This window comes from Lactobacillus sp. B4026 (assembly GCF_026535825.1).
Taxonomy (GTDB): Bacteria; Bacillota; Bacilli; order Lactobacillales; family Lactobacillaceae; genus Lactobacillus; species Lactobacillus panisapium.
The window spans coordinates 318,565-339,391 of record NZ_JAFNPD010000001.1 but is presented as its reverse complement, the minus strand read 5'-3'; the positions used below and the strand labels follow the sequence as shown (position 1 = coordinate 339,391).

Annotated in this window: 16 protein-coding genes; 4 read left to right on the top strand and 12 right to left on the bottom strand. The window is 35.9% G+C overall.

Annotated elements, in window-relative coordinates; translation table 11 throughout:
• Positions 1-5 precede the first annotated feature (5 nt).
• Positions 6-2,399, bottom strand: coding sequence for a DUF4982 domain-containing protein (locus J3U69_RS01695; RefSeq protein ID WP_267412834.1), 2,394 nt, complete (start codon positions 2,397-2,399; stop codon positions 6-8).
• Positions 2,400-2,504: 105 nt separating this feature from the next.
• On the opposite strand from J3U69_RS01695, the gene J3U69_RS01690 reads away from it, so the two are divergent.
• A complete protein-coding gene (locus J3U69_RS01690; RefSeq protein WP_267412833.1) occupies positions 2,505-3,614 on the top strand; it encodes an AraC family transcriptional regulator in 1,110 nt (369 codons plus the stop codon).
• A 259-nt stretch (positions 3,615-3,873) separates the two neighbouring features.
• Here the strand turns inward: J3U69_RS01690 and J3U69_RS01685 are convergent, their stop codons facing one another.
• The 3 genes from J3U69_RS01685 to J3U69_RS01675 form a co-directional block, all read right to left on the bottom strand.
• Entirely contained in the window at positions 3,874-4,854 is a 981-nt protein-coding gene (locus tag J3U69_RS01685; RefSeq protein WP_267412832.1) for an alpha/beta hydrolase, read from the bottom strand.
• Between the two features lie 36 nt (positions 4,855-4,890).
• Positions 4,891-6,084, bottom strand: a complete 1,194-nt coding sequence (locus tag J3U69_RS01680; protein WP_267412831.1) for an MFS transporter — start codon at positions 6,082-6,084, stop codon at positions 4,891-4,893.
• 167 nt (positions 6,085-6,251) lie between these two features.
• A complete protein-coding gene (locus tag J3U69_RS01675; RefSeq protein WP_267412830.1) occupies positions 6,252-7,262 on the bottom strand; it encodes an AraC family transcriptional regulator in 1,011 nt (336 codons plus the stop codon).
• A gap of 179 nt (positions 7,263-7,441) precedes the next feature.
• On the opposite strand from J3U69_RS01675, the gene J3U69_RS01670 reads away from it, so the two are divergent.
• From J3U69_RS01670 to pgmB, 3 genes are read left to right on the top strand one after another with little or no spacing between them, the layout of a single operon-like run.
• Complete coding sequence (locus J3U69_RS01670) at positions 7,442-9,145, top strand: glycoside hydrolase family 3 protein (RefSeq protein ID WP_267412829.1); 1,704 nt, start codon at positions 7,442-7,444, stop codon at positions 9,143-9,145.
• Between the two features lie 18 nt (positions 9,146-9,163).
• Positions 9,164-11,980 (top strand): alpha-L-rhamnosidase, encoded by a 2,817-nt coding sequence (locus J3U69_RS01665; RefSeq protein WP_267412867.1) that lies wholly within the window; start codon positions 9,164-9,166, stop codon positions 11,978-11,980.
• The gene (gene pgmB, locus J3U69_RS01660) at positions 11,961-12,620 is read left to right on the top strand and encodes a beta-phosphoglucomutase (RefSeq protein ID WP_103752196.1); all 660 of its coding nucleotides are present in this window, start codon (positions 11,961-11,963) and stop codon (positions 12,618-12,620) included. The genes J3U69_RS01665 and pgmB overlap by 20 nt, the downstream gene beginning before the upstream one ends.
• A gap of 108 nt (positions 12,621-12,728) precedes the next feature.
• On the opposite strand, the gene J3U69_RS01655 is transcribed toward pgmB, so the two are convergent.
• The 8 genes from J3U69_RS01655 to J3U69_RS01620 form a co-directional block, all read right to left on the bottom strand.
• On the bottom strand, positions 12,729-13,814 hold the full coding sequence (locus tag J3U69_RS01655) for a PTS sugar transporter subunit IIC (protein ID WP_220221024.1): 1,086 nt from the start codon (positions 13,812-13,814) through the stop codon (positions 12,729-12,731).
• Positions 13,787-13,909 (bottom strand): hypothetical protein, encoded by a 123-nt coding sequence (locus J3U69_RS01650; protein ID WP_267412828.1) that lies wholly within the window; start codon positions 13,907-13,909, stop codon positions 13,787-13,789. Before J3U69_RS01650 ends, J3U69_RS01655 begins: the two co-directional genes overlap by 28 nt.
• Positions 13,910-14,098: 189 nt before the next feature.
• Positions 14,099-15,472, bottom strand: coding sequence for a family 43 glycosylhydrolase (locus tag J3U69_RS01645; protein ID WP_267412827.1), 1,374 nt, complete (start codon positions 15,470-15,472; stop codon positions 14,099-14,101).
• A 17-nt stretch (positions 15,473-15,489) separates the two neighbouring features.
• Positions 15,490-16,329, bottom strand: coding sequence for a PTS system mannose/fructose/sorbose family transporter subunit IID (locus J3U69_RS01640; RefSeq protein WP_267412826.1), 840 nt, complete (start codon positions 16,327-16,329; stop codon positions 15,490-15,492).
• On the bottom strand, positions 16,322-17,137 hold the full coding sequence (locus J3U69_RS01635; protein ID WP_267412825.1) for a PTS mannose/fructose/sorbose/N-acetylgalactosamine transporter subunit IIC: 816 nt from the start codon (positions 17,135-17,137) through the stop codon (positions 16,322-16,324). The genes J3U69_RS01640 and J3U69_RS01635 overlap by 8 nt, the downstream gene beginning before the upstream one ends.
• Positions 17,138-17,152: 15 nt before the next feature.
• Entirely contained in the window at positions 17,153-17,638 is a 486-nt protein-coding gene (locus J3U69_RS01630) for a PTS system mannose/fructose/N-acetylgalactosamine-transporter subunit IIB (RefSeq protein WP_267412824.1), read from the bottom strand.
• Positions 17,631-18,041 (bottom strand): PTS sugar transporter subunit IIA, encoded by a 411-nt coding sequence (locus J3U69_RS01625; RefSeq protein ID WP_267412823.1) that lies wholly within the window; start codon positions 18,039-18,041, stop codon positions 17,631-17,633. Before J3U69_RS01625 ends, J3U69_RS01630 begins: the two co-directional genes overlap by 8 nt.
• Before the next feature lie 123 nt (positions 18,042-18,164).
• Complete coding sequence (locus tag J3U69_RS01620; RefSeq protein ID WP_267412821.1) at positions 18,165-20,753, bottom strand: sigma 54-interacting transcriptional regulator; 2,589 nt, start codon at positions 20,751-20,753, stop codon at positions 18,165-18,167.
• Between the last annotated feature and the right edge of the window lie 74 nt (positions 20,754-20,827).

Here is a 20,827-nt window from a genome sequence, read left to right as displayed (position 1 = left end):
ATTTCTTAGTTAAATTCCACATAAACTTGCGGCAAAACATTTTCTTCATGTTTGACAATTACAACTGCTTTACCAGAAAAAAGTTTAATTTTGCTTAAGGAATATTCACTGATATCTGAAGGATTGCCGTTGACTAATCCGATGATCTGTCCATTTTCCGCTTTAATTTTTAACAAGTGATTATCATCAGGAACAAAGTTATTTTGTTTATCAATTGCTTTCAATTGAAATAAAGTACATTTTTTGCCATGATACAAAACACTAGTATTTACTTTACTTATTTTGCCACTGGTTTCTTTTTTATCATCTAGCAAAACGTTATCTTTTACGTATCCCCTGGCTAAAAGCTCTCCCGGTTCATATTCAACTAGCCAATCACATTCATAGTTTTTAACGACTTTTTTACCTAAACTTTTATGGTTGATAAATAGTTCGACTTCATCAAGGTTTGAAAAAACTCTAACCCTAGTTTGACCATTTTCAATTGTTAAATCAGTCTTATTCCATGAAGGCATCAAATGAAGTACCGGCTGATCCTGCCACTGAGCCTGATAATAGTAAAAATAATCTTTAGGTAAGCCACCTAAATCCATAATTCCAAACTGAGAACTAATCCCCGGCCAGCCAAAAGGTGATGGTTCGCCATAATAATCAAAAGCAGTCCATAAAAATACCCCACCCATATATTCATGCTCATGTATATAAGACATCACAGTTTCAGGGCGTGCAGTGCCCCCTACTCCCGGATCACCAGGCTTTCTTTTACCGGGTAAAACCATTGAGTACAGAGAGCCAAAATTATTAGTGTGACAGTTTACAGCATCATCTTTGTAAATACCACGAGTTGAAAAGTATGACGCATTTTCAGTGCACATCATAGGTAAGTCCGGATGACTTTGATGAATAAGTTCAGCTCCTTTGCCCATGACGCCGGCTTCAGGATAATTAACACCTAATATGTCAAAATACTTAAGATAATCGTCATTTACTTTTCCCTCAGGATTTAACAATTCTGCAGAAATTACTAAAGTATCCGGAGATAAACTACGAATAATTTCAGTAATCTTTTTTACTGAGCGGCAACCATACTCTGTGTTGCCAATAATTTCTTCATTGGCAATTGACCAAAATGAGATAGATACATGGCAACGACTTTTCTTTATCATTTTGGTTAAATTATTTAATCGCCATGGCGTAGCTTCTAGAAGCCGGTTTTCATCAATTAAAACTATTCCTAGGCGGTCACATGCATTTAACAATTCTTCTGAAGCAAAATGGTGTGCGCTCCTAAGGGCATTAACCCCCATTTTCTTAAGCCTTTTGACCTTAAAATCAATAATGTCCTGATTCAAAGCAACTCCCACTCCACCGAAGTCCTGATGCTCACATACACCTTTCAATTGATAAAGACAGCCATTTAAATGAAATCCGTTGACATTATAGCTGACTGTTTTAATACCAAAACTTCGTTCTAAAAAGTCATTTTCAATTTCCAATCTTGCTTGGTATAAATTGGGATGCTCAGGCGACCACAGTTTTGGCGCTTTAATCGCAAATATTTTATTAAACTGTCTTGCAGACCGTGATTGTAAAGTTACAGTTTCAAAATCAAGTTGAATCTTTTGATTAATTTTTATTTTTGGCCTGATAGAAACGGGATGATCCAGATCATTTTTGACAGCAAAGTTGACCATCATCTTGGCAGTTTGCTCATTTATTTCCACTGTCCTAAAGTAAAACTCATCGCTTTCTAAATGGACTAAATCTCTAACTTCAAGCCAAACATTTTTATAAATTCCGGCTCCTTCATACCACCATCCTTCTGAACCAGTGGTAGTATCCGTGCGCACAAGAATAACATTGTCACCAGTTCGCGCAAATTTGATTATTGCTGAAATATCATAATCGATTGCCACATAACCACTATCGTTATGTCCTAAATAACAACCATTAAACCAAACATCACTTGACCCCATAATGCCATCAAAATGTAGCAAATACTCTTTTTCTTCTAGCGATTCTTTTGGTAGGTTAAACGTCTTACGGTAATAGGCTATTCCGTTATTCTTAGACCCTGTCATCAAAGTACTTGAATCATTTTGATAGGGTTCCCGTCTCTTCCAATCATCAGGGATGTTTATTGCTTGCCAAGTTTTATCTAAAGACTTAACAAATTCCGTCCCAGCTAAATTTTGTAAGCCCTTATTAACATCACCATTAGATATTAAGCTTAAGAAGTGATTGCCTCCGGGACCAATTGGTAGAATATTGCCAGTTTCATTTTCAAGTGGTGCCGTTAATCCTCCAAAAGCATAAGACTTTTTTGCCAATAATTTTGGCTTTTGGATTTCACCAAAATGAAATTTCCAGTTATAATTTAATGAAATAGATTCGTTCATATTTGCCTCCATTTTTACTTTCAAGCGTAATTATAAGCGCTTTCATAAACTAACCAGATATACTTTTTAGTGGTAAATTTAACAAAATTAGTGTTAGGAGAAAAAATGAATCGTCGAATTTATATGTCTTACGATGCAATTCAAAAGTACTTGTCTTTCTGTTTTTTAACAAAACATCAAAAAATTTCTTTGTTAGATGCAATTTTTCATTTATACCAAAAAAGCAATTATTCGTATAAATTGCCTAAAAATGTAAATTCTTTAACCATGGCTCATGATAGTTTTTCACTCTATCAAGGCTTGCAAAATTTAACTGTTGATGTAACACCAATTATTCAAAAACCTCAACAGATATACAAAAATGTGTCAGAGTCTTATTTCATGTTTGCAGAAAAAGACGCCAAAATTTTACTACAATTTCAAAATGAATTAGTACACTTTCATGAACATGATTATTTTGAAATAGATCTTGTTTTAGAAGGAGAAACTAAGTTTTTTACTAATAATTCAGTCTGTAACCTACAAAAAGGCGATTTAGTAATAATTTCCCCTGGTACTGCTCATAAAATAGAAGTCATTGAGAGAAGTATCGTCATCTGTATTGTGATGAAAAAAAGTACTTTTGATGATTCATTTTTTAATTTAATCAAAGCTGATAACATACTGGCGGATTTTTTTAATAAATGTCTTTATAGTTCCACCGAAAATTATTTAACCTTTAACGTTCAAATCACCAAAAAAATATTGCAAATAATTCAAAATATATTTGTTGAATCTTATTCTTCCTTACCACAATCAAATGAAATTTGTTGTAACCTTATTTCTATTTTATTATCCTATGCTCTCAGAAGTTTAAGCGAGACAAATAATTTTAAAACTTATAATGATGTCCATACTAATAACTTTTCCAAAATTATTAATACCATTAAGATGGACTGTGATACCGTCAAATTGAAGGAATTGGCTCGACGATATAACTATGATAAAGCCTACTTAGGAAAGTTAATTTCTAAAAAGACCGGTCATTCTTTTAATTATTTGCGCAATTATTACCGCATACAAAGAAGTTGTAATTTATTAAAATACACTGATGATAGTATTAGTAGCATCAGCGAACAGACAGGCTTTAGTTCAGTTAACAGTTTTGAAAGAAATTTTCGCCAATTATGCATGCTCACTCCCAGTTCATATCGCAGAAAGTATGAACGATTTTAATATATGACCCCCAAATTTCTTATCAGTATTACAAATTATATATAAAAAACCAACTTTGACCTGCAGTTCAAAGTTGGTTTTATCTTATTAATCAGCCATTAATTTACAACGTTAATCCAATAGTGGACAAAATAATTCGAGATAGTGATGAACACATATGGCTTTTTAGCATAGTTTTTCGCAGTGGCATCGAATTATTTTCGCAATACGAAAAAATTCTATTTTTTATGACACTCACTAGCTAGTGGGAGCAATTTTCTTAATTTTTAGCGTTGCTTTCTTCTTTATCCTTCATTTCCTCAAAAGGACTCTTTGCGGGCAAGTCTAAGGCAAAGCGTTTTTCTAACCATTTTGTACATAGAGTTGTCCATTGGCCAACAATTGGTTCAATTTGTGACTTGGAATCAGCCACAGCTTGCGTTGCCAAGCTTAAGCCATGAGTTCCCTCTCCAAAAACGTGAATTTCATACGGAATTTTATTTTCTGCTAAGCAGGATGCCATATGTAATGAATTAAGTGGAGAAATTAATGGATCAGTTGCTGTTGTCCAAATAAAGAATGGTGGTGTTTCACTATCAACGTGATCAACTGGACTGATTTCACTTTCCAATTCTTTATCTGGAAACTCAACACCAGCATAAGCCACGTTAGAAGCTTTCATAAAGGCATATTCACCAGGTGAATCTTTCTTAGCACGCAATTGCTGGTCTAACAAATGATAATCAGTAAGAGCGTAGCCAATAATTGCAAATGCTGGTCGCAATTGTTCACTACTTGCATTCAAATAATCAGTTAAAACAGCCTCGTTATACCTGGTAGCATAGAGTGACGCAACATGACCACCAGCTGAAAAGCCGCACACACCTATTTGATCAGGATTGACATGCCATTTTTCAGCATTTCTTTTAATCAAAAGCATTGCTTGGCCTAATTGTCGAATTTGCTTAGGATATATTGTCTCCTTTTTTAATGGCAAAGACTTAGATAAGTCAGGCATTTCTAAGCCATGACTAAAGTAAGTTGTGTAGCGCAGGACAAAACTATGATAGCCCATTGATGCAAAATACATTGCGACGGGTTCTGCTTCACGATCAGTACAACTAAAGAAACCACCACCAGGACAAATAATAATTGCTGGTCTTGGCTTGCCCTTTAGTGTTTCTGGTGAATCATCCAAAACATAAGTAGTCAGAGTAACATTAGGGTTATCTTCATCTAAGTTATATTGTTCAACCTTCATAATACTCCCCCCAAATCTTTTATTCTCTACAAAACATTATTTGTTTTTACTTTGTTCTTTTTCAACTCTGGAACCAAAACGAGTAATAAATAATAATGCAGCAGTTACTAAAGAAATAACTATTCCGGCAATATATGAATCACGTCCCGGTGCAATTTTAACAGCTGCTAATAACATTGGCACAATCATACCAGCTATTGAACCTAACAAAGTGTTGATTGAAATTGCTAATGGGAATTGTTTTTGGTCTGTTAAAAGTGACATTTCAAACGGTGCGGTGGCATTAACTAAGACGATTCCCATTCCAGAAAAGGCATTACCAATGATGTGCATCACAATATTTGATGAAAAGACAATACAAATAAATGAAAGTGCAAAAGCAATAAAGCCCCAAGCAATTGTATCTTTCTTAGTGAACTTTCTAATGTAAGTTAAGAATGTCGCGGTAATAATACCACCTACATTACCTAAAGCAGTTACCATAGCAACATAAGCAGTTCCTTTTCCTTGTGCAGCCAAAACAATTGATTGGTTAGACAAGAATGTCATCATTGCCAAAGAAAGCATGAAGTTAACTAGGTATAAAACATATACTAGGTTGTTCATTTGCTTTAACAGAGTCCAAAAGCTTTCTTTCTTGCCGCCATCTTTATTTTTATCAGTATTTTGCAGTTTAGTATCTTGTGGAATTAAGATAAATGCCAAGATGAAAACAATTAGAGCTAATGCATAAACCCAGAAAAGGTTTCTCCAGTTGGTGCTACCTAAAACACCACCTAAAGCAGTAAAAATCATCATTCCGATATTAGTTACACCAGTTGCCCAGCCCATTGCTGTAGCTCTTGCTTCACCTTCAAAGTTTTCTTGCAATAATACAGGAACAACGTTAGTAATGGTACCAGTACCAAACCCAACTAGCACCATACAAGCTAGGATTAAGTTTAAGCTGCTACTATAGATTGCTGGTAAAACGCCGGCAATTCCGACAACAGCGACTGCTAAAAGTCCTAAATTCTTTCTGGTCATCTTAAAAGTTAAATATGCAAATAAAGCCGTAGCAATAATCTGACCTAATTGTGGAATCGAGCCAATTAACTGTACTTTAGAAATAGGCTCCTTGGGAAATGACCTAGCAATTGCCGCAATAGCGGAAGTAACTGCTGTAGCCAGCATTAGCAATAGGTTCATACTCAAAATACCTATTGCTTTAGATATTTGTTTTTTATTCATTGATTCTTCTCCTTACTTGGATTCGCTTTCAAATTTCATTTAAAAGTATATTAGCCAGAAGGAGTTGTGACCATATTCAAAAAACAGAGAAACTATATCCATTTCCCAGTTTTTAATAAATAACAAAAAATAAAAATGACCAGTAAGTTGCCTTACTAGTCATATTTTTAACTATTTTTTTGACGGTATTCAGCTGGTGAAATCCCAAAATACTTTTTGAAAATTTTGTAAAAATACGAAGGATTTTCATAACCTACCCTAGTTGCAATCCTTTCAATTGGCGCTGTCGTATAAGTTAAGTATTCAGCTGCAACATTGATTCGCTGTAAATGCACTAACTGAATAAAAGTCTTACCAGTATGCTTTTTTAGATAGTCGGATAAATAATTGGGATTAAAGCCAAAGTGGGTGGCCATCTTTTGCAATGTAATGTTACTGTAGTGTTTTTCAATATATAAAAGAAGTGACAGTAAGTTATTGTTTTTCTTGCGAAAATCCTTCACCTTGATTTCAGCATTAGCCGCTTGTCTAATTAGCAGTGAAAATAACGTGAGCATTTCCAACCGAATTAACTGATCGGACTGAATATCAGGGTGGTAATATTCTGAAATAATGTCATAGATCAAATTAGTGATCTTAGCATCATGGTTAACCTCAAATAGGCTATAACGTCCCTCACCATATTCCTCATTGGATAAAAGGGAAAATAAAATATTGGAAATGTTAGAACCATTTTCGCGGTGGTTTAAATAGTCAAGCTCATTTAAAGAAAAGGCTGAACTTCGTAATGCAATGTTAACAACCACTCCTTTTTTACTTATTGGCTTAACTTTATGAATAGTTCTATTTCCCATAAAAATTAAGTTGTTTTGTTTAACTTTAATTTCGGAATGCTCTAATACCACCACACAGTCTTCAATTAATGGGATCATTATTTCAACATAATCATGAATATGATACGGAATAAAAGACTTGGTCGGTTGTGCTGCAATTGAAATAGAACTGCTGTTAAGTGTTAGGTCATCCGAATAAGTGTCAAAAAAACGATAGATTGGTTCATCCCCAATTTGTCCGACTTTTTTTGTTAGATTACCGTTTTTTTCAACCGTAGCGAGAACATCCGACCAATTTCGGGGTGAATTATTTTTTTGCAATAGACGCAATATTTCTTCTTTCAAACTGCTTACTCCTTTCTTTTGTTGGTAGTGTGCTGTTTATTTAAACTTTAATCTCTGTTTAAAAATAAAATCTGTGAAATCAACACAATATTTATGACTTTTGGCAATAGCGAAACCGCTAACGCTAGATTAGAATAAATCTTAAATCAATTTATATTTATAGCACACGGAGGAAAAATATGACAGACCTATCTAAAAAACCTTATAACTTGTCTGCTGCGCAAATTGACTTTGTCAAGCAAAAAGTAGCAAGCATGTCAACCGATGCCAAAATCGGTCAACTTTTCTTTGTTATCGGTGAAGACGAAGAAAACACGGACTTGAAAGCATTTGTCGAAAAATATCAACCAGGCGGAATTATGTACCGTCCTGATGATGCCAAAAAACTGCAACACGAAATTGCAACTTCACAAAAGGCAAGTGACATTCCCCTTTTAATCGCAGCTAACCTTGAAGCCGGTGGTAATGGACTTGTTAACGGCGGTACATGGTTTGGCCGCCCATTACAGATTGCTGCAACTGATGATGCTCAAAACGCTTATAACTTAGGAGATGTCTCCGGTTACGAAGCAAAACAAGTTGGTGGCAACATGTCATTTGCACCGATCGTCGACTTGGACCAAAACTTCCGTAATCCAATTATGAATGTCCGGACTTATGGGAGTGATAAAGAACGAGTAATTAGAATGTCTGATGCTCAAATTGCTGGACTAAATGCTAACCACGTTATTCCTGTTGCCAAGCACTTCCCTGGTGATGGTGTCGATGAACGTGACCAGCACTTATTAAGTTCGATTAATTCGCTTTCGGCTGATGAATGGATGAAATGCTACGGAGAAATTTATCATCACTTAATTGATAATGGTTTACCAAGTATCATGATTGCTCATATTATGCAGCCTGCTTGGGAACGCCGACTTGAACCAGGAATTGAAGATAAAGATTTACGACCAGCTTCAACTTCTAAGCTTTTAATTAACGGCTTACTTCGGAAAGTTTTGAACTTCAATGGCCTAACCATTACTGACGCAACGCCAATGATTGGTTATAACGCAATCATGAAGCGCTCAGAAGCCTTACCTGCAACAATCAATGCCGGTATTGACATGATTCTCTTTAATAAAGACATTGACGAAGATTATCAATTTATTACTGATGCCGTAGCTAACGGAACTATTCCAATGTCACGCGTTGATGAGGCTGTTACGAGAATTATCGCAACTAAGGTAGCACAAGGCGTAATGAATACCGCAGGTGAACTTTGTGAACCTTCGTCAAGTAATTTCGACTTAAAGCTAGCAGAACACGAAAAACTTGCTGCTAAGGTTGCTGAAGAATCAGTAACACTTGTTAAGGATCGTGATCAATTACTGCCAATAACACCGAAGAAATATCCACGAGTTCGTCTTGTCGTTTTAGGCGATACGGATGATGGTGGCTTTAAAGAAGGTGGTAAAGTAACTGCCAAGTTTAAAGAAAAACTTGAGGAAAAAGGATTCCAGGTTTCCGTCTTTGACCGAAAGCACTTAGACTTCCAAGAAGTTTTTGAAGGTGGCGTCCAATTTGAAAAAGATCGCTTTGACCTTGCCTTTTACGTTGCCAACGTTGAAACAGCAAGTAACCAAACCACCACTAGATTAGATTGGATTCATTTAATGGCCGCAGATGCACCGTGGTTCATGAAGGACATCCCAACTGTCTTTGTTTCCACTTGCAACCCTTACCACCTCTTTGATATCCCAATGGTTTCAACTTACGTCAATGCATATACTGGCAACGATGTTACTATTGATGCTTTATTAAAGAAAATGATGGGTCAAGAAGAATTTCTCGGTAAAAACCCAGTAGATCCTTTCTGCGGTCGTTTCGATACCCGTCTATAGAAAGAGAGTAAAATCATGATTGAAATTAATCAGATTACAATTAATCATTTAACCGAACCACTTGGTTATGATTTAGATAATCATTTACGGGTTGACTTTAATCTTACTAGTTCTGCCGCTATGCAAGACACAAAGAAAAGAGTCGTAGTTAAAGCTGATCAAGAAATTTACGATTCAGACTGGCAAGATTACAAGAATAACTTTTTTGATTTTGCGATTAACTTGCAGCCTAGAACGCGCTATGAATTAACCGTTTCGGTAAAAAATGCTAACGATGAAAGCAGTAAAAATAGTTTCTTTGAAACGGGTAAAATGGCTGAGCCATTCACTGCAAGTTGGATTGGCAATTCTAATAAAGATCTTCAAAATACTTTGCTTTTAAAGAACTTTGCGTTAACAAAGCCGGTAAAAAGTGCTCGTCTTTACATGACCGGTCTAGGAGTTTATGAAGCCTACCTGAATAAGGAAAAAGTTGGCAATGAAATATTGGCCCCCGGTGTAACCGCCTATGACCAATTGGTTCAAGTGCAGACTTATGACGTAACCAGACTTCTTCAAAAATCCTCTGACCAAGAATTATTAATTTCACTTGGTGATGGTTGGTATAAAGGCAATTTTGGTTTTGATGGCGGCCAAGACAATATCTACGGCGATCGCCAAATGGCTATTGCCGAATTACATGTTCAATACGATGATAATTCAACAGAAACAATTTTAAGTGATTCCTCCTGGAAAACTACTTCCGGTAAAATCACTAAGTCGGCTATCTATTATGGTGAGGATTATGATGATACTCATGTAATAGCTGACTGGGAGCCGGTAACCGTACTCGATCATTCTAAAGAAATTCTACATGATCGTTTGAGCTTACCTCTTAAAGTTAACGAATACCTTCCAGTTAAAGAAATAATTACGACACCTGCTGGTGAAACGGTCTTAGATTTTGGTCAAAATCATGCTGGATGGCCAGAATTCTTTAACCGGGAAAATAGCGGCACTACACTTAAATTACAGGTTGGCGAAATTCTGCAAAATGGTAATTTTTACCGTGACAATTTGAGAGAGGCTCGGGCAGCATTCCACTATACTTCAAATGGTGAACAAAAATGGGTTCGTCCCCACTTCACTTATTACGGCTACCGCTATGTCAAAGTTACTGGCAATACTAAACCACTAACTAAGGAAGATTTTAGGTCAGCAGTGATCTATTCAGACATGAAAACTACCGGTGCTATTAAGACAGATAATGCCAAGGTTAATCGCCTGTTGGCTAACGTAATGTGGAGTCAAAAGAGCAACTTCTTTGATGTACCAACAGATTGTCCGCAGCGTGATGAACGTCTTGGATGGTCTGGAGACGCAGACATTTTTTCAAGTACTGCTGTCTTAAACATGGATGCATACGCATTCTTTAAGAAGTATGCCCGTGACATGCAAATTGAGCAAAACAATCACGATGGCATGCTCACTATGTATGCCCCAGCAATGGGTAATGACAGTGGTGGAGCCGCTATTTGGGGTGATGCTGCAACCGTCATTCCGTGGACAGTTTATGAAGCATACGGTGATCCAGCAATTTTAAGGCAAAACTATTCCAGTATGAAGGCTTGGGTTGACTGGATTAGTCAATCGACTTCAACGCCAAATCTTTGGACAGGATGTTTCCAGTTTGGTGATTGGTTATCACTTGATGGTGAAAATCCGGCAATGCCTACCGGTAAAACTGATGAAGACTTCATTGCCTCCGTTTACTACTACTATTCAAGTTCAATCGTTTCTGCCGCTGCTAAAGTTTTAGGTCATCAAGAAGATGCAGCAAAATACGCTGAACAGGCTAAAGCTATCAAGCAGGCTATTAGAGCTGAATATATCACGAACAACGGGCGCCTAGCAATTGACACCCAAACCGCTTATGCATTAGCACTGCGCTTTGACTTAATTCCTGAAGAACAGAAAAAGCGTGTCGTGAGTGATTTAGTGACACGCCTTGGTAAGGATAATAATCATCTAAAGACTGGTTTCGTGGGTACCCCATTAATTTGTCAAGTATTGTCAGAAAACGGTGAGCATAAATTAGCTACCCAAATTTTCTTAAACGAAGATTTTCCAAGTTGGCTTTATGCCGTTAACCTTGGAGCTACTACCATTTGGGAACGTTGGAACTCAGTTTTACCTGACGGTTCAATGAACCCTGAAGGAATGAATTCATTAAATCATTACTCTATCGGAGCAATCATGCAGTGGGTTTATCAGCAAGTTCTCGGTCTTCATCATCAAGAAAACGGCTACCAAAAAGTCGAGTTTGCACCACAATTTGATTATCGTCTTAAACATGTTCAGGGCCATTATGAAAGCTCATATGGTGACCTGCAAATTGAATATCAACTTGAAAAAGACGAAAAACATACGATTGAAATTAACTTAACTATTCCATTTGGACAAACTGTAACGGTTAAATTGCCTCGGACTAACGGACAAGTGCAAGTCAATGGCGTGAGTGAAAGCCTACCATTGACCCTTACCGGCGGAAAATACACTATTAGCTACCAACCAGTAACTAGTTACATTGAATATTACAATTTAGCAATGCCCGCCAAGCAAATTATGGCTGACCAGGAATTAGTTGAAAAATTAGAACCAATCAATGACGTATTTGGCTTTTTGAAAGATCCTAAGAATCTGGAAACTTTTAGTGGTAGTTCTTTAACCGAGATGAACGTAATGCTCCCATTTATTAATATTTCAGATGATGATTTTGCAAAAATCAAAGAAATCATGGTACAAACACCATTAGCAAGTGAAAGGAAGTTCTTAAATGAAAGGCGTACTGTTTGATCTTGACGGCGTAATTGCCGATACCTCTGTTTACCACTTTCAGGCATGGCGCAAATTAATTAAAGATCATTTTAACCGCGATTTGCCTGACGAATTAGAAAAGCAAACTAAAGGAGTTAGTCGTAAAGACTCCTTAACAGCAATCTTAAACTATCTCGATATCAAAGTTAGTGATGCGGATTTTCAAGAAATGACTGACGAAAAGAATAAAGTCTTTCGTGAATTACTTGCCAGTTTAACACCACAAAATATTCTTCCAGGAATATCTGATTTAATCTCCCAATTTAAACAACATGATGTTAAATTATCACTAGCTTCAGCCAGCCTTAATGGCCCTTATATCTTAGAGAAACTACAATTAAATTCTGTTTTTGATGCAATTGCTGATCCAAGCAAAGTGGCAGCGGGTAAACCTGCTCCGGATATTTTCCTAGCAGCAGCATCTGCAATCAATGTCGATCCTAAAGACTGTGTTGGAATTGAAGATTCAATTGCCGGTATTAAAGCAATTAATAAAGCCGGTGCACTTTCAGTTGGCGTTGGTGCTAAAAATGAGTTGAGTGAAGCAAAACTACTATTTCCAGATACCTCAGCCCTAAACTATGACCAAATAGAATCTGCTTGGGAAGAATTTAAGTAGCTTAATCGACCCTTTTAAATTGAAAAAACTTAAACAAACAAAAAAGGATTCAACCTCTTTAACTTGAGGCTGGATCCTTTTATTTTGGTATAAACTTCGACAATAGCCTTATTCACCTAAGTATGCGAAAACAATTTTTTCATCATATACATGAAAGATTTTTTCAAAAACAAAGCGGCAAATAATTGCTACCACAGCCGGAATAACAATCCAAACTACTAATGCTAGAATGACGCTAATGCTGGCCTTGCCTGCATCGATTGAAGCAAGCGGACCAACTAATCCGACTAAACCAAAACCAGCTGATGCCGGGGTTCCGCTAACATGGAATAAGGCTACCGGAATGGCCGAAACAATTGCGGTTATTAGGGTTGGCAGCAAAATAATCGGATGTCTAAATAAATTAGGCATCATCATTTTCATAGCCCCCAGAGCCACTGCTAAGGTAATACCGGATTTATTTGTCCGCCATGAGTGAACAACTAAGACGATCGTTGTTGCGGCCACACCCATCGCTGCAGCCCCAGCTGAAAGACCATTTAATTGAATAGCCATTCCAATTGCTACAGTTGAAATAGGAGAAATAATTAAAATTGCAAACATGCAAGCAATTAAGATACACATAAAAATTGGTTGTAAATTAGTAAAGGAATTAATAACAGTCCCTAACCACGTCGTAATTTTACTTACGTACGGTAATATCAACAGGCCAATCCAGCCAGCACCCCCACCGATTAGAATTGGGGCTGCAACGATTTTAACCGAACCAAAACGGTTGCCAACGAGTAAGATCAGGCTGGTAGCCAAACCAGCTGTAATCATTGTGTTAATTAAATCCCCTGTTCCTGCGGAAATAAATACACCAGGAGCTTTGGTTGCTGGATTGACAATCTGAGGAACAAATTTGGTTACACCAGAACCGACATAAGCTGCTGCCGCAACTATCGCTACATCTAAAGGCGCCATCTTGAATTGAATAGCAATGAGGGCACCAATTAATAAAGGGGTGGCACATTGAAAAATCAAAAGTGCCTGACCTATTCCTGCTGTAACTTGATTTTGACCAAATAATTTTAAAATGGCACTCACTACGGCGTTCGGAATTAAGCCGACAATAATGCCAGTAGCAGTTCCTGCTAGAATATTGTTAAAAAAGGTTTTAACGGTTAATTTGCTGTTAGTTGCATCTGCCATGAGAATACTCCTTTACTTTTTGCTCTTGCCTTTACATGTACCTTACCTTTCAAAATGACTTTCAACAAATCTTGGTTAGTAATGACTTCTTGCATGATTCTTCCTCCTAAAAATAAATATAGTTAAATATTTTAACATTAAAAATGAAAAAGTAAATAAATTAATTAATAATTTATTAATATTACTCTTTTCATAGTTCAAACATGGTAGAAAACAAAAACCTGAATTTTGTTCCAATGCAATCAAAATTCAGGTTTTTTATTGTTAGATAGTCAATTTTATTTTTAAGCTACTTCTACTGTTCCATCTACTACAGCAAGAGATAATGAATTGGTATCACATTTTTCTATTCGACAACTTAAGCAAACACCCGCAATTTCAAACACTGCTACAGTTTCATCGATTAATACTGAGAATTGGTATTGCGTATCAGGCTTTAAGTTTACTTGCCTAGTAAGCCCAATATTCATCATCTGATACCAGTGCAAATTAGGTGTACGGCGGACGCTTAATTCTTGTTTATTGAAGTCAATATTAAACTCATAACCAACCTTAGTCTGAGGATTTTCAAAAAAAATGACGGAAAAGCTTCTCGTTCCCTTTTTATATTTAATTTTATTTGTTAACAAATAGCTCCTACCGGATAATCTTTTATGATAACTAATTTCACTTCTTTTATATGGCGTACTGATTTCTTGTGGAATAAATTTAAGCTGATCCTTCACTGCTAATTTTAAAGCCGTGGGTAGTGCGGTTTTTAGTTCTCCATTTTCACTTATGAGCACTCTTAGTGGTAAAAAGGTACCACCCCATAAATAATTATTTCCGTCTTTTCCTGCTTCTTTTGATGGTACCCAGCCAAAAAGAAACCGCTCGATTCCGTTAGATGCAGTCCTAGCAGCATAATAAGCCCTACCATTAAATGTGTCTTGTGCCGGTATTGTCCAGGGTCCCATAATATTTTTACTCATCGCATAATGGGTCGTTTTTTCTAAATCATATTCAGAGTATACCAGATACCACCAATTCTTTTCTTTAAATAGCTGTGGCATTTCAATCATTGTATATAAGTTTGGTGCCCAAAAATCACCTTTAAAAGACCATTTCTTTCCATCTTTGGAAACATAATAAACTAAACGGCCACTTTTTTCTTTTTCATTTGTCTTAAGCCTTGTTCCAAGAATTAAAAAATATTCTTCTCTTTCTTCGTCCCAAACTAAATTAGGATCACGCCAGTTATTAGAGTCGTATCCCGGCTGCGGTATTAAGTCTATAGCGATTCCATTTTTTTGCCAGTTTATTCCGTCATTGCTAGAAGCACGCATTAAAACTTGAGAAGGCTTATCTTGCTCAATAAAATTACGGTTAAAGCCAGTATAAATAGCCTGTATTTTCCCTTTTAAATCTTCATAAACACTACCAGCATAAATAAATTGGTCATTTGCTGTTTCTGTGCCTCTTTTCAGCACCTCACCATAGCGTTGATAGTTAACAAAATCGCTAGTTGTTGCAAGCTCCCACCCAAAAGGATCGCCAAAAGGAACAGGATTTCGAGTATCTTTTTGAAAGTAAAGATAAAACAAGCCTTCTTGACTATTGTAAAAAGGCATACAGTCACCAAAAAAACAATTGTCAGGCCTAAATAAATATTTTTCCATTACTCAATCCTCACTGATCAAAATATCTTTAATGCACTTAAGGCAAAAGAAAGAATAACCATTAACAGAATGATTTTATTCGCGCTAACCTTTTTTCTAATTAGCCAAAATGTTCCTAGCGTTACCGTTAAAGGAATTATACCCAACATTATTTGATCTAGTATTTGTTGTAAATTAAAGGTCATGCTGCCCATTTTAAATTTTAAGATTGTTTTTAAGGTAACCGTACTAAAAGTCATTGCACCAACCATAATCATTCCTAAAATTCCGGCGGCTTTAGTAATGATCTTCATTAATCCATTAGCGTATGCTTTTTGAATGAATTCACCCCCAAGTTCATAACCATACTTCAAGCCATAATAGCGTGCTAATAAATTGGGAACATTATAAATAACTAGAAATAGAATAGGACCTAATATGTTGCCTGCTTTGGCTAAACTAATACCTATTCCAGCAGCAATAACCCTAATGGTTCCCCAGAAAAGTGAGTCACCAATACCGGATAATGGCCCCATTAGACTCGCTTTAACAGCATTAATTGAACTTGGATCAAAATCAGAAATTTCTTTATTTTGTTCTTCCATACTTGCAGCTATTCCCATCGGAAATGGTGCAATTGCTGGCGTAATATTAAAATATGCCAGTCCTCTCTTTAAAGCAGAAATTCGTTCATTTTTATCTTCAGGATTAGGATATAACTTTCTTATAAATGGTAATATCATATACAAAGCACCAACTCCGGCACCATTAATGTAATTCCATGAACCTTGAAGCAAGAAAGAGCGCCAAAAAATTTTTCGAAAAGTTTTTTTATCCATTAACTGCTTACTTGCCGTAATCGTTTTTTGCTTAGTCATTGAAAAAATCCTCCTCAATCGAATCCTCATTACTTGGTAAATCCTTCGGCTGCTCTACCGTTTTCATGTTTTTTACGTCTAAAATGCTCTTATCGATTGATGACAAGATAACGGCAAGAATAATCCCAATTAGAGCAACCGCAATAATTGGTAGCTTTAAATAACAAGCTAATAAGAAGCCTAATAAAAGATAAATCATGTTACCTTTTTCGTAAATCATATTAAGGAGAAGAGCGATTCCAAGTGCGGGTAGCATTTGACCTAAAACCGTTAGGCCATTCATTACCACTTCTGGAATTGCATGTACTAATGTAGAAATCGAGCTTGAACCTAAATAAATACCTAAAAAGCCAATGAGTGCATAAACCAGCGGACCACCAATAATACTCAAATATTGCAAGTGTTCAATTGCTTTACTTCGGTCAGTTTCAGCATATTTTTCAAAAAAAGTTAATAATAACCCACGAATAAATATTACTAATTGATTAACAAAAACGGCTAATAAACTAATTGGGACAGCCAAAGATAGTGCTACTGCAACTCCTTGATGATTTAAAATAGCAAATGCAGTACCAAAAATGGCACCCGTCATGGAATCAGATGGCATTGCTCCACCGATTCCGCTTATACCCAAAAAAATAATCTCCAAAGAAGCACCCATCATAATGCCGGTTTTTAAATCACCAAGTGCCAGTCCGACTAGCATTGACATTACTAAAGGTCTTCGAATCATCGGATCGGACATCCCACAATCAGAAAAATTTCCAATGAACATGATTAATGCAACCCATAACGCTGGAACAAACATTTTTTACCTCCCTCGTCAAATTAAATCTACTAATTGAATGTCCGGATCAGTTGGTACTGGTTGGACATTGATTTTTATTTTGGTAGCAAGCAATTCTTGCAAAATCTGCTTATCTTTTGCCGTTACAAAAATATTTTTACTAAGCTGCTTTTTCTCAGACATATTTTCACTGCCAACTCTGCCATAATTACCTAAATTTATTAGCGGAATATTAGGTACTTTTTGTGCGATTTTTAAAGCATCTTGTGGCTTGTTTACTACAACCATGATCTTTAATTTATCAGCTTTAGGATTATTTAATAGCCCGATGGCTTTATCGATACTAACGAAAAAGGGTTTTATGCCTTCTGGAACTGACATTTTCAGCGCCATTATTTGTACCTCATTATTTAGTATCTCGTCATTTGCTACAACAATCCGATTAACGCCCAAATATCTGCTCCAAACAACTGCCACTTGACCGTGAATTAACCGATCATCTACTCGTAAAAGACTAATCAAAGAAATCATCCTCCTGTTCATTCTGTTCAATTTTAATTTGCTTAATTGTTGCTTTGCCGGCTTTAATTCCTGCCTTTATGCATGTTGCAATATCTGCCTGGTTTAAGATCATGCTGAGTACAAGCATCGAATTCATCCCCGAGACTAAATACACATTTTGATATTGCAAAAACTCCATTAACAGCGTGTTAACACTGCCTCCCGGAAAATCAGAAATAAGAACAATCTCATACCTTTTGTTTTCGTTAAGTACAGACTTTATTTTTTGCTTAAGATCAACCGGTCCTTGCCCTTCTTTCATACTAAAAGAGATTAAATTTTTTTGTTTTCCGCTTATCATTTCAACGGAATTTTTTACTCCATCGGCTAAAGTGCCATGACTTACTAAAATAAATTTACGCATTTTTTCACCTCCAATTTCTATCATTTTCTTTAAAGCAAATATTGTGCCAACAGTTAGAAAGCCTTTCATTTAAATGATTTCTTTCAAGCATAAAAAAATAAAGTGCCTTTTTTAAGCACTTTCTTAAGCATTTTTATATCTTGAATTTGCCTTAAAAAGCTCAAAGATTAGAGACAATTCATAGTCATTAACCGTAATATTGTATTTGACCTCAATTGGATGAAAAATTTTTTTAGCAACTTGATAAAATTCTTTTTCATTACTTGTAATAGCTTTACTTTTAATTTCTGAGGCATCATCTTTTTTTAGCATTAGTCGCTCAAGCATGAGAGCTATATGCATATATAGGCTTAGTTTAAATTTGTTACTTAAGTCAAGATGATAATAATTTTCAAACTTAGTGACAATTCCCTGAATCTCAGGTATGACTTTGTCCGGATTCAGGAAACGCAGCCTTCCCTTAATTCCGCCAATTGTAAAAAATCTTAAAAACGAAGTTAACAAATTATTGATAGTTTCCGGCTTTTCACCCAAACTTTTTAGTAGTAGTCGCAGCCTTCGATCACCATTTCTATCCATTATGTTATATATGTTTAAAACTTCAGTTGAGTTCTGTTTTGGCAAATCATTAGTGGTCAGAATAAATTTAGTATTAGCAAAATAAGAATTCTCATGGCTCTTAAGAGCTAATTTCAAATCATGATAATCCATTGTGATAATAGCTATTTTAGTGTTCAGGTGCTTTTTTAGAATCCTTTTTACCTCTTCAGATAGTCCCACACCAGACATACAGGAGACGATGATATTAGCTTGTGGTGAAATTCCTTCATAGTATTGAACATTCATGGTTTTAGGATACTTTTCTGCTTCGGCGGCTATTTTCTTGAAACTTTCATTGTGTTGAATTTTCATTCCTAAATCAAGCGCAATTGATGTCGTCAAGTTGTTAATTACCAATAAATCATTATTAAGCAGTGGTTTAACTTGTTGGTATAACTTACTTAGGGAACCCATATCAAACAAAAGAATTGTGCCTTCGTAACCACGATTTTGTTGTTTAAGGTAGTGGTTAACTTGGGTAACAATTTGCTTATTTGAGACTTCCAAAGGCATATCAAAAGCCTCAAAAATATAACTTTGGCATATATCATTAACAATTGAACAAATATCAGAAGCAATTCTGCCACCATGACAAACCATAATCCCCAGTAGATTTTGGTGTTCAAGATGAGCGGCTATGTCATCAAAGACAGTATATAAAAGGATAATATCTACTAAAGTGGAGGATATGTTGAAAGATAACCTTTGCTGAACTTGTTTACATAAATAAATTGTACGTGGATAACGGCGTTTAATTAATGCATCAATGGCTGCTAGTTCAGATATAGTAGTATTTTCCTGCATAAGTGCTATTAAAGCTGAGGCTTGCTTTATTTTTGAATCTTTCAAGTACGAGGTGAAACCATATTTTGCCCCAACAATTTTTAAAGTCGTCTTAAGTTCTCTAACAAGATAATTGGTATAATCTTCATCAACAGCCAAGTGTGCGACATTTTGTTGTAAATCGCGAAGAAATTGTGTAATGGTTAATGATTGATCAGTAAGAGAATGCTTTTGCTCCTCATTTTTTCGCAATGTGTTTATTAAAGTGCTTAATAATGTCTGACAAAAAGAAGATGAATACTGCAATATCTTTTTAGTTTGACTACTTTTAATTAACCAACTACCTTTTTTGATATCACTATCCGTACCAATATTTAAAGTTAAAAATGTATTATCACGATGATAACTTTCTGCACACATTAGTTTAATTTTGTTTTCAAGTGAGCCAACATTGCCGATAAATTGAGAATTAAGTAAATTAGTGATAGTACCGTAAGAAACTCGGATAGAACAGTCAATTCGGGAACTTTCTTTTTGAAAAAAATACTCAATTAATGAACATTTTTCGCTTATTGGCCTGCTTGTCCAAGAAGGTAATGTTACTTGCAAAGGAACGCGTCGACGAAAAGTCTTTAAAAGATTAGTTTCAATTTTTTCAGTAGTGGCAAACAAAAAACGAATATTAACGTGCTTGACATGCTCACTCTCACCTAAAGGATAAAAATTACCCGAATCAAGTAAAATAAAAAGTTTTTCCTGACTTTCACGCGGTAAGCGATGAACTTCATCTAAAAACAAATAGCCATTATTAGCCTGATCAATTAAACCAGTGCGATCCTCATCAGCACCGGTAAAAGCTCCCTTTTTGTAGCCAAACAGAACTGCAGACAGTAGTTCAGGGTTATCAGCATAATCGGCACAATTTAATGCCACGAAATTTGCATTCGAAGAAATTACACCAACTTCCTGAGCATACCTAAAAATTAAAGAGGCCAAATAGCTTTTGCCAGATCCTGATGGACCAGTAATAATGATTGGAAAACCATTTGGAGGGTAATTAACAGCTGCCTTACACTCCTTTACAACTTTTTTAAGACTACCATTGGCACCAATTAAGTCACTAAATGTTGAGTTTTTAGGCAAGTCTAACCAATAAACAGGCTTTGTTCCCCGTTTTTGCAATAAATTTTCCTGATAAAGCTGCGAAAGGTACAAGCTTACCACACCTCGCGACAGTTTCATTGCCGAGGCAACTTCCTGAGTGGTAACCATTTCTTGTTCTTGCAACATTTTCTTAACTTTAGCTAATACCCGATACTTGGCTCTCATAATAATCACGTCCTTTTTAAGCGCTTACTCAATTTAACCATATTTATCTTCTCTTCCCAAGTTAAGAATAACAA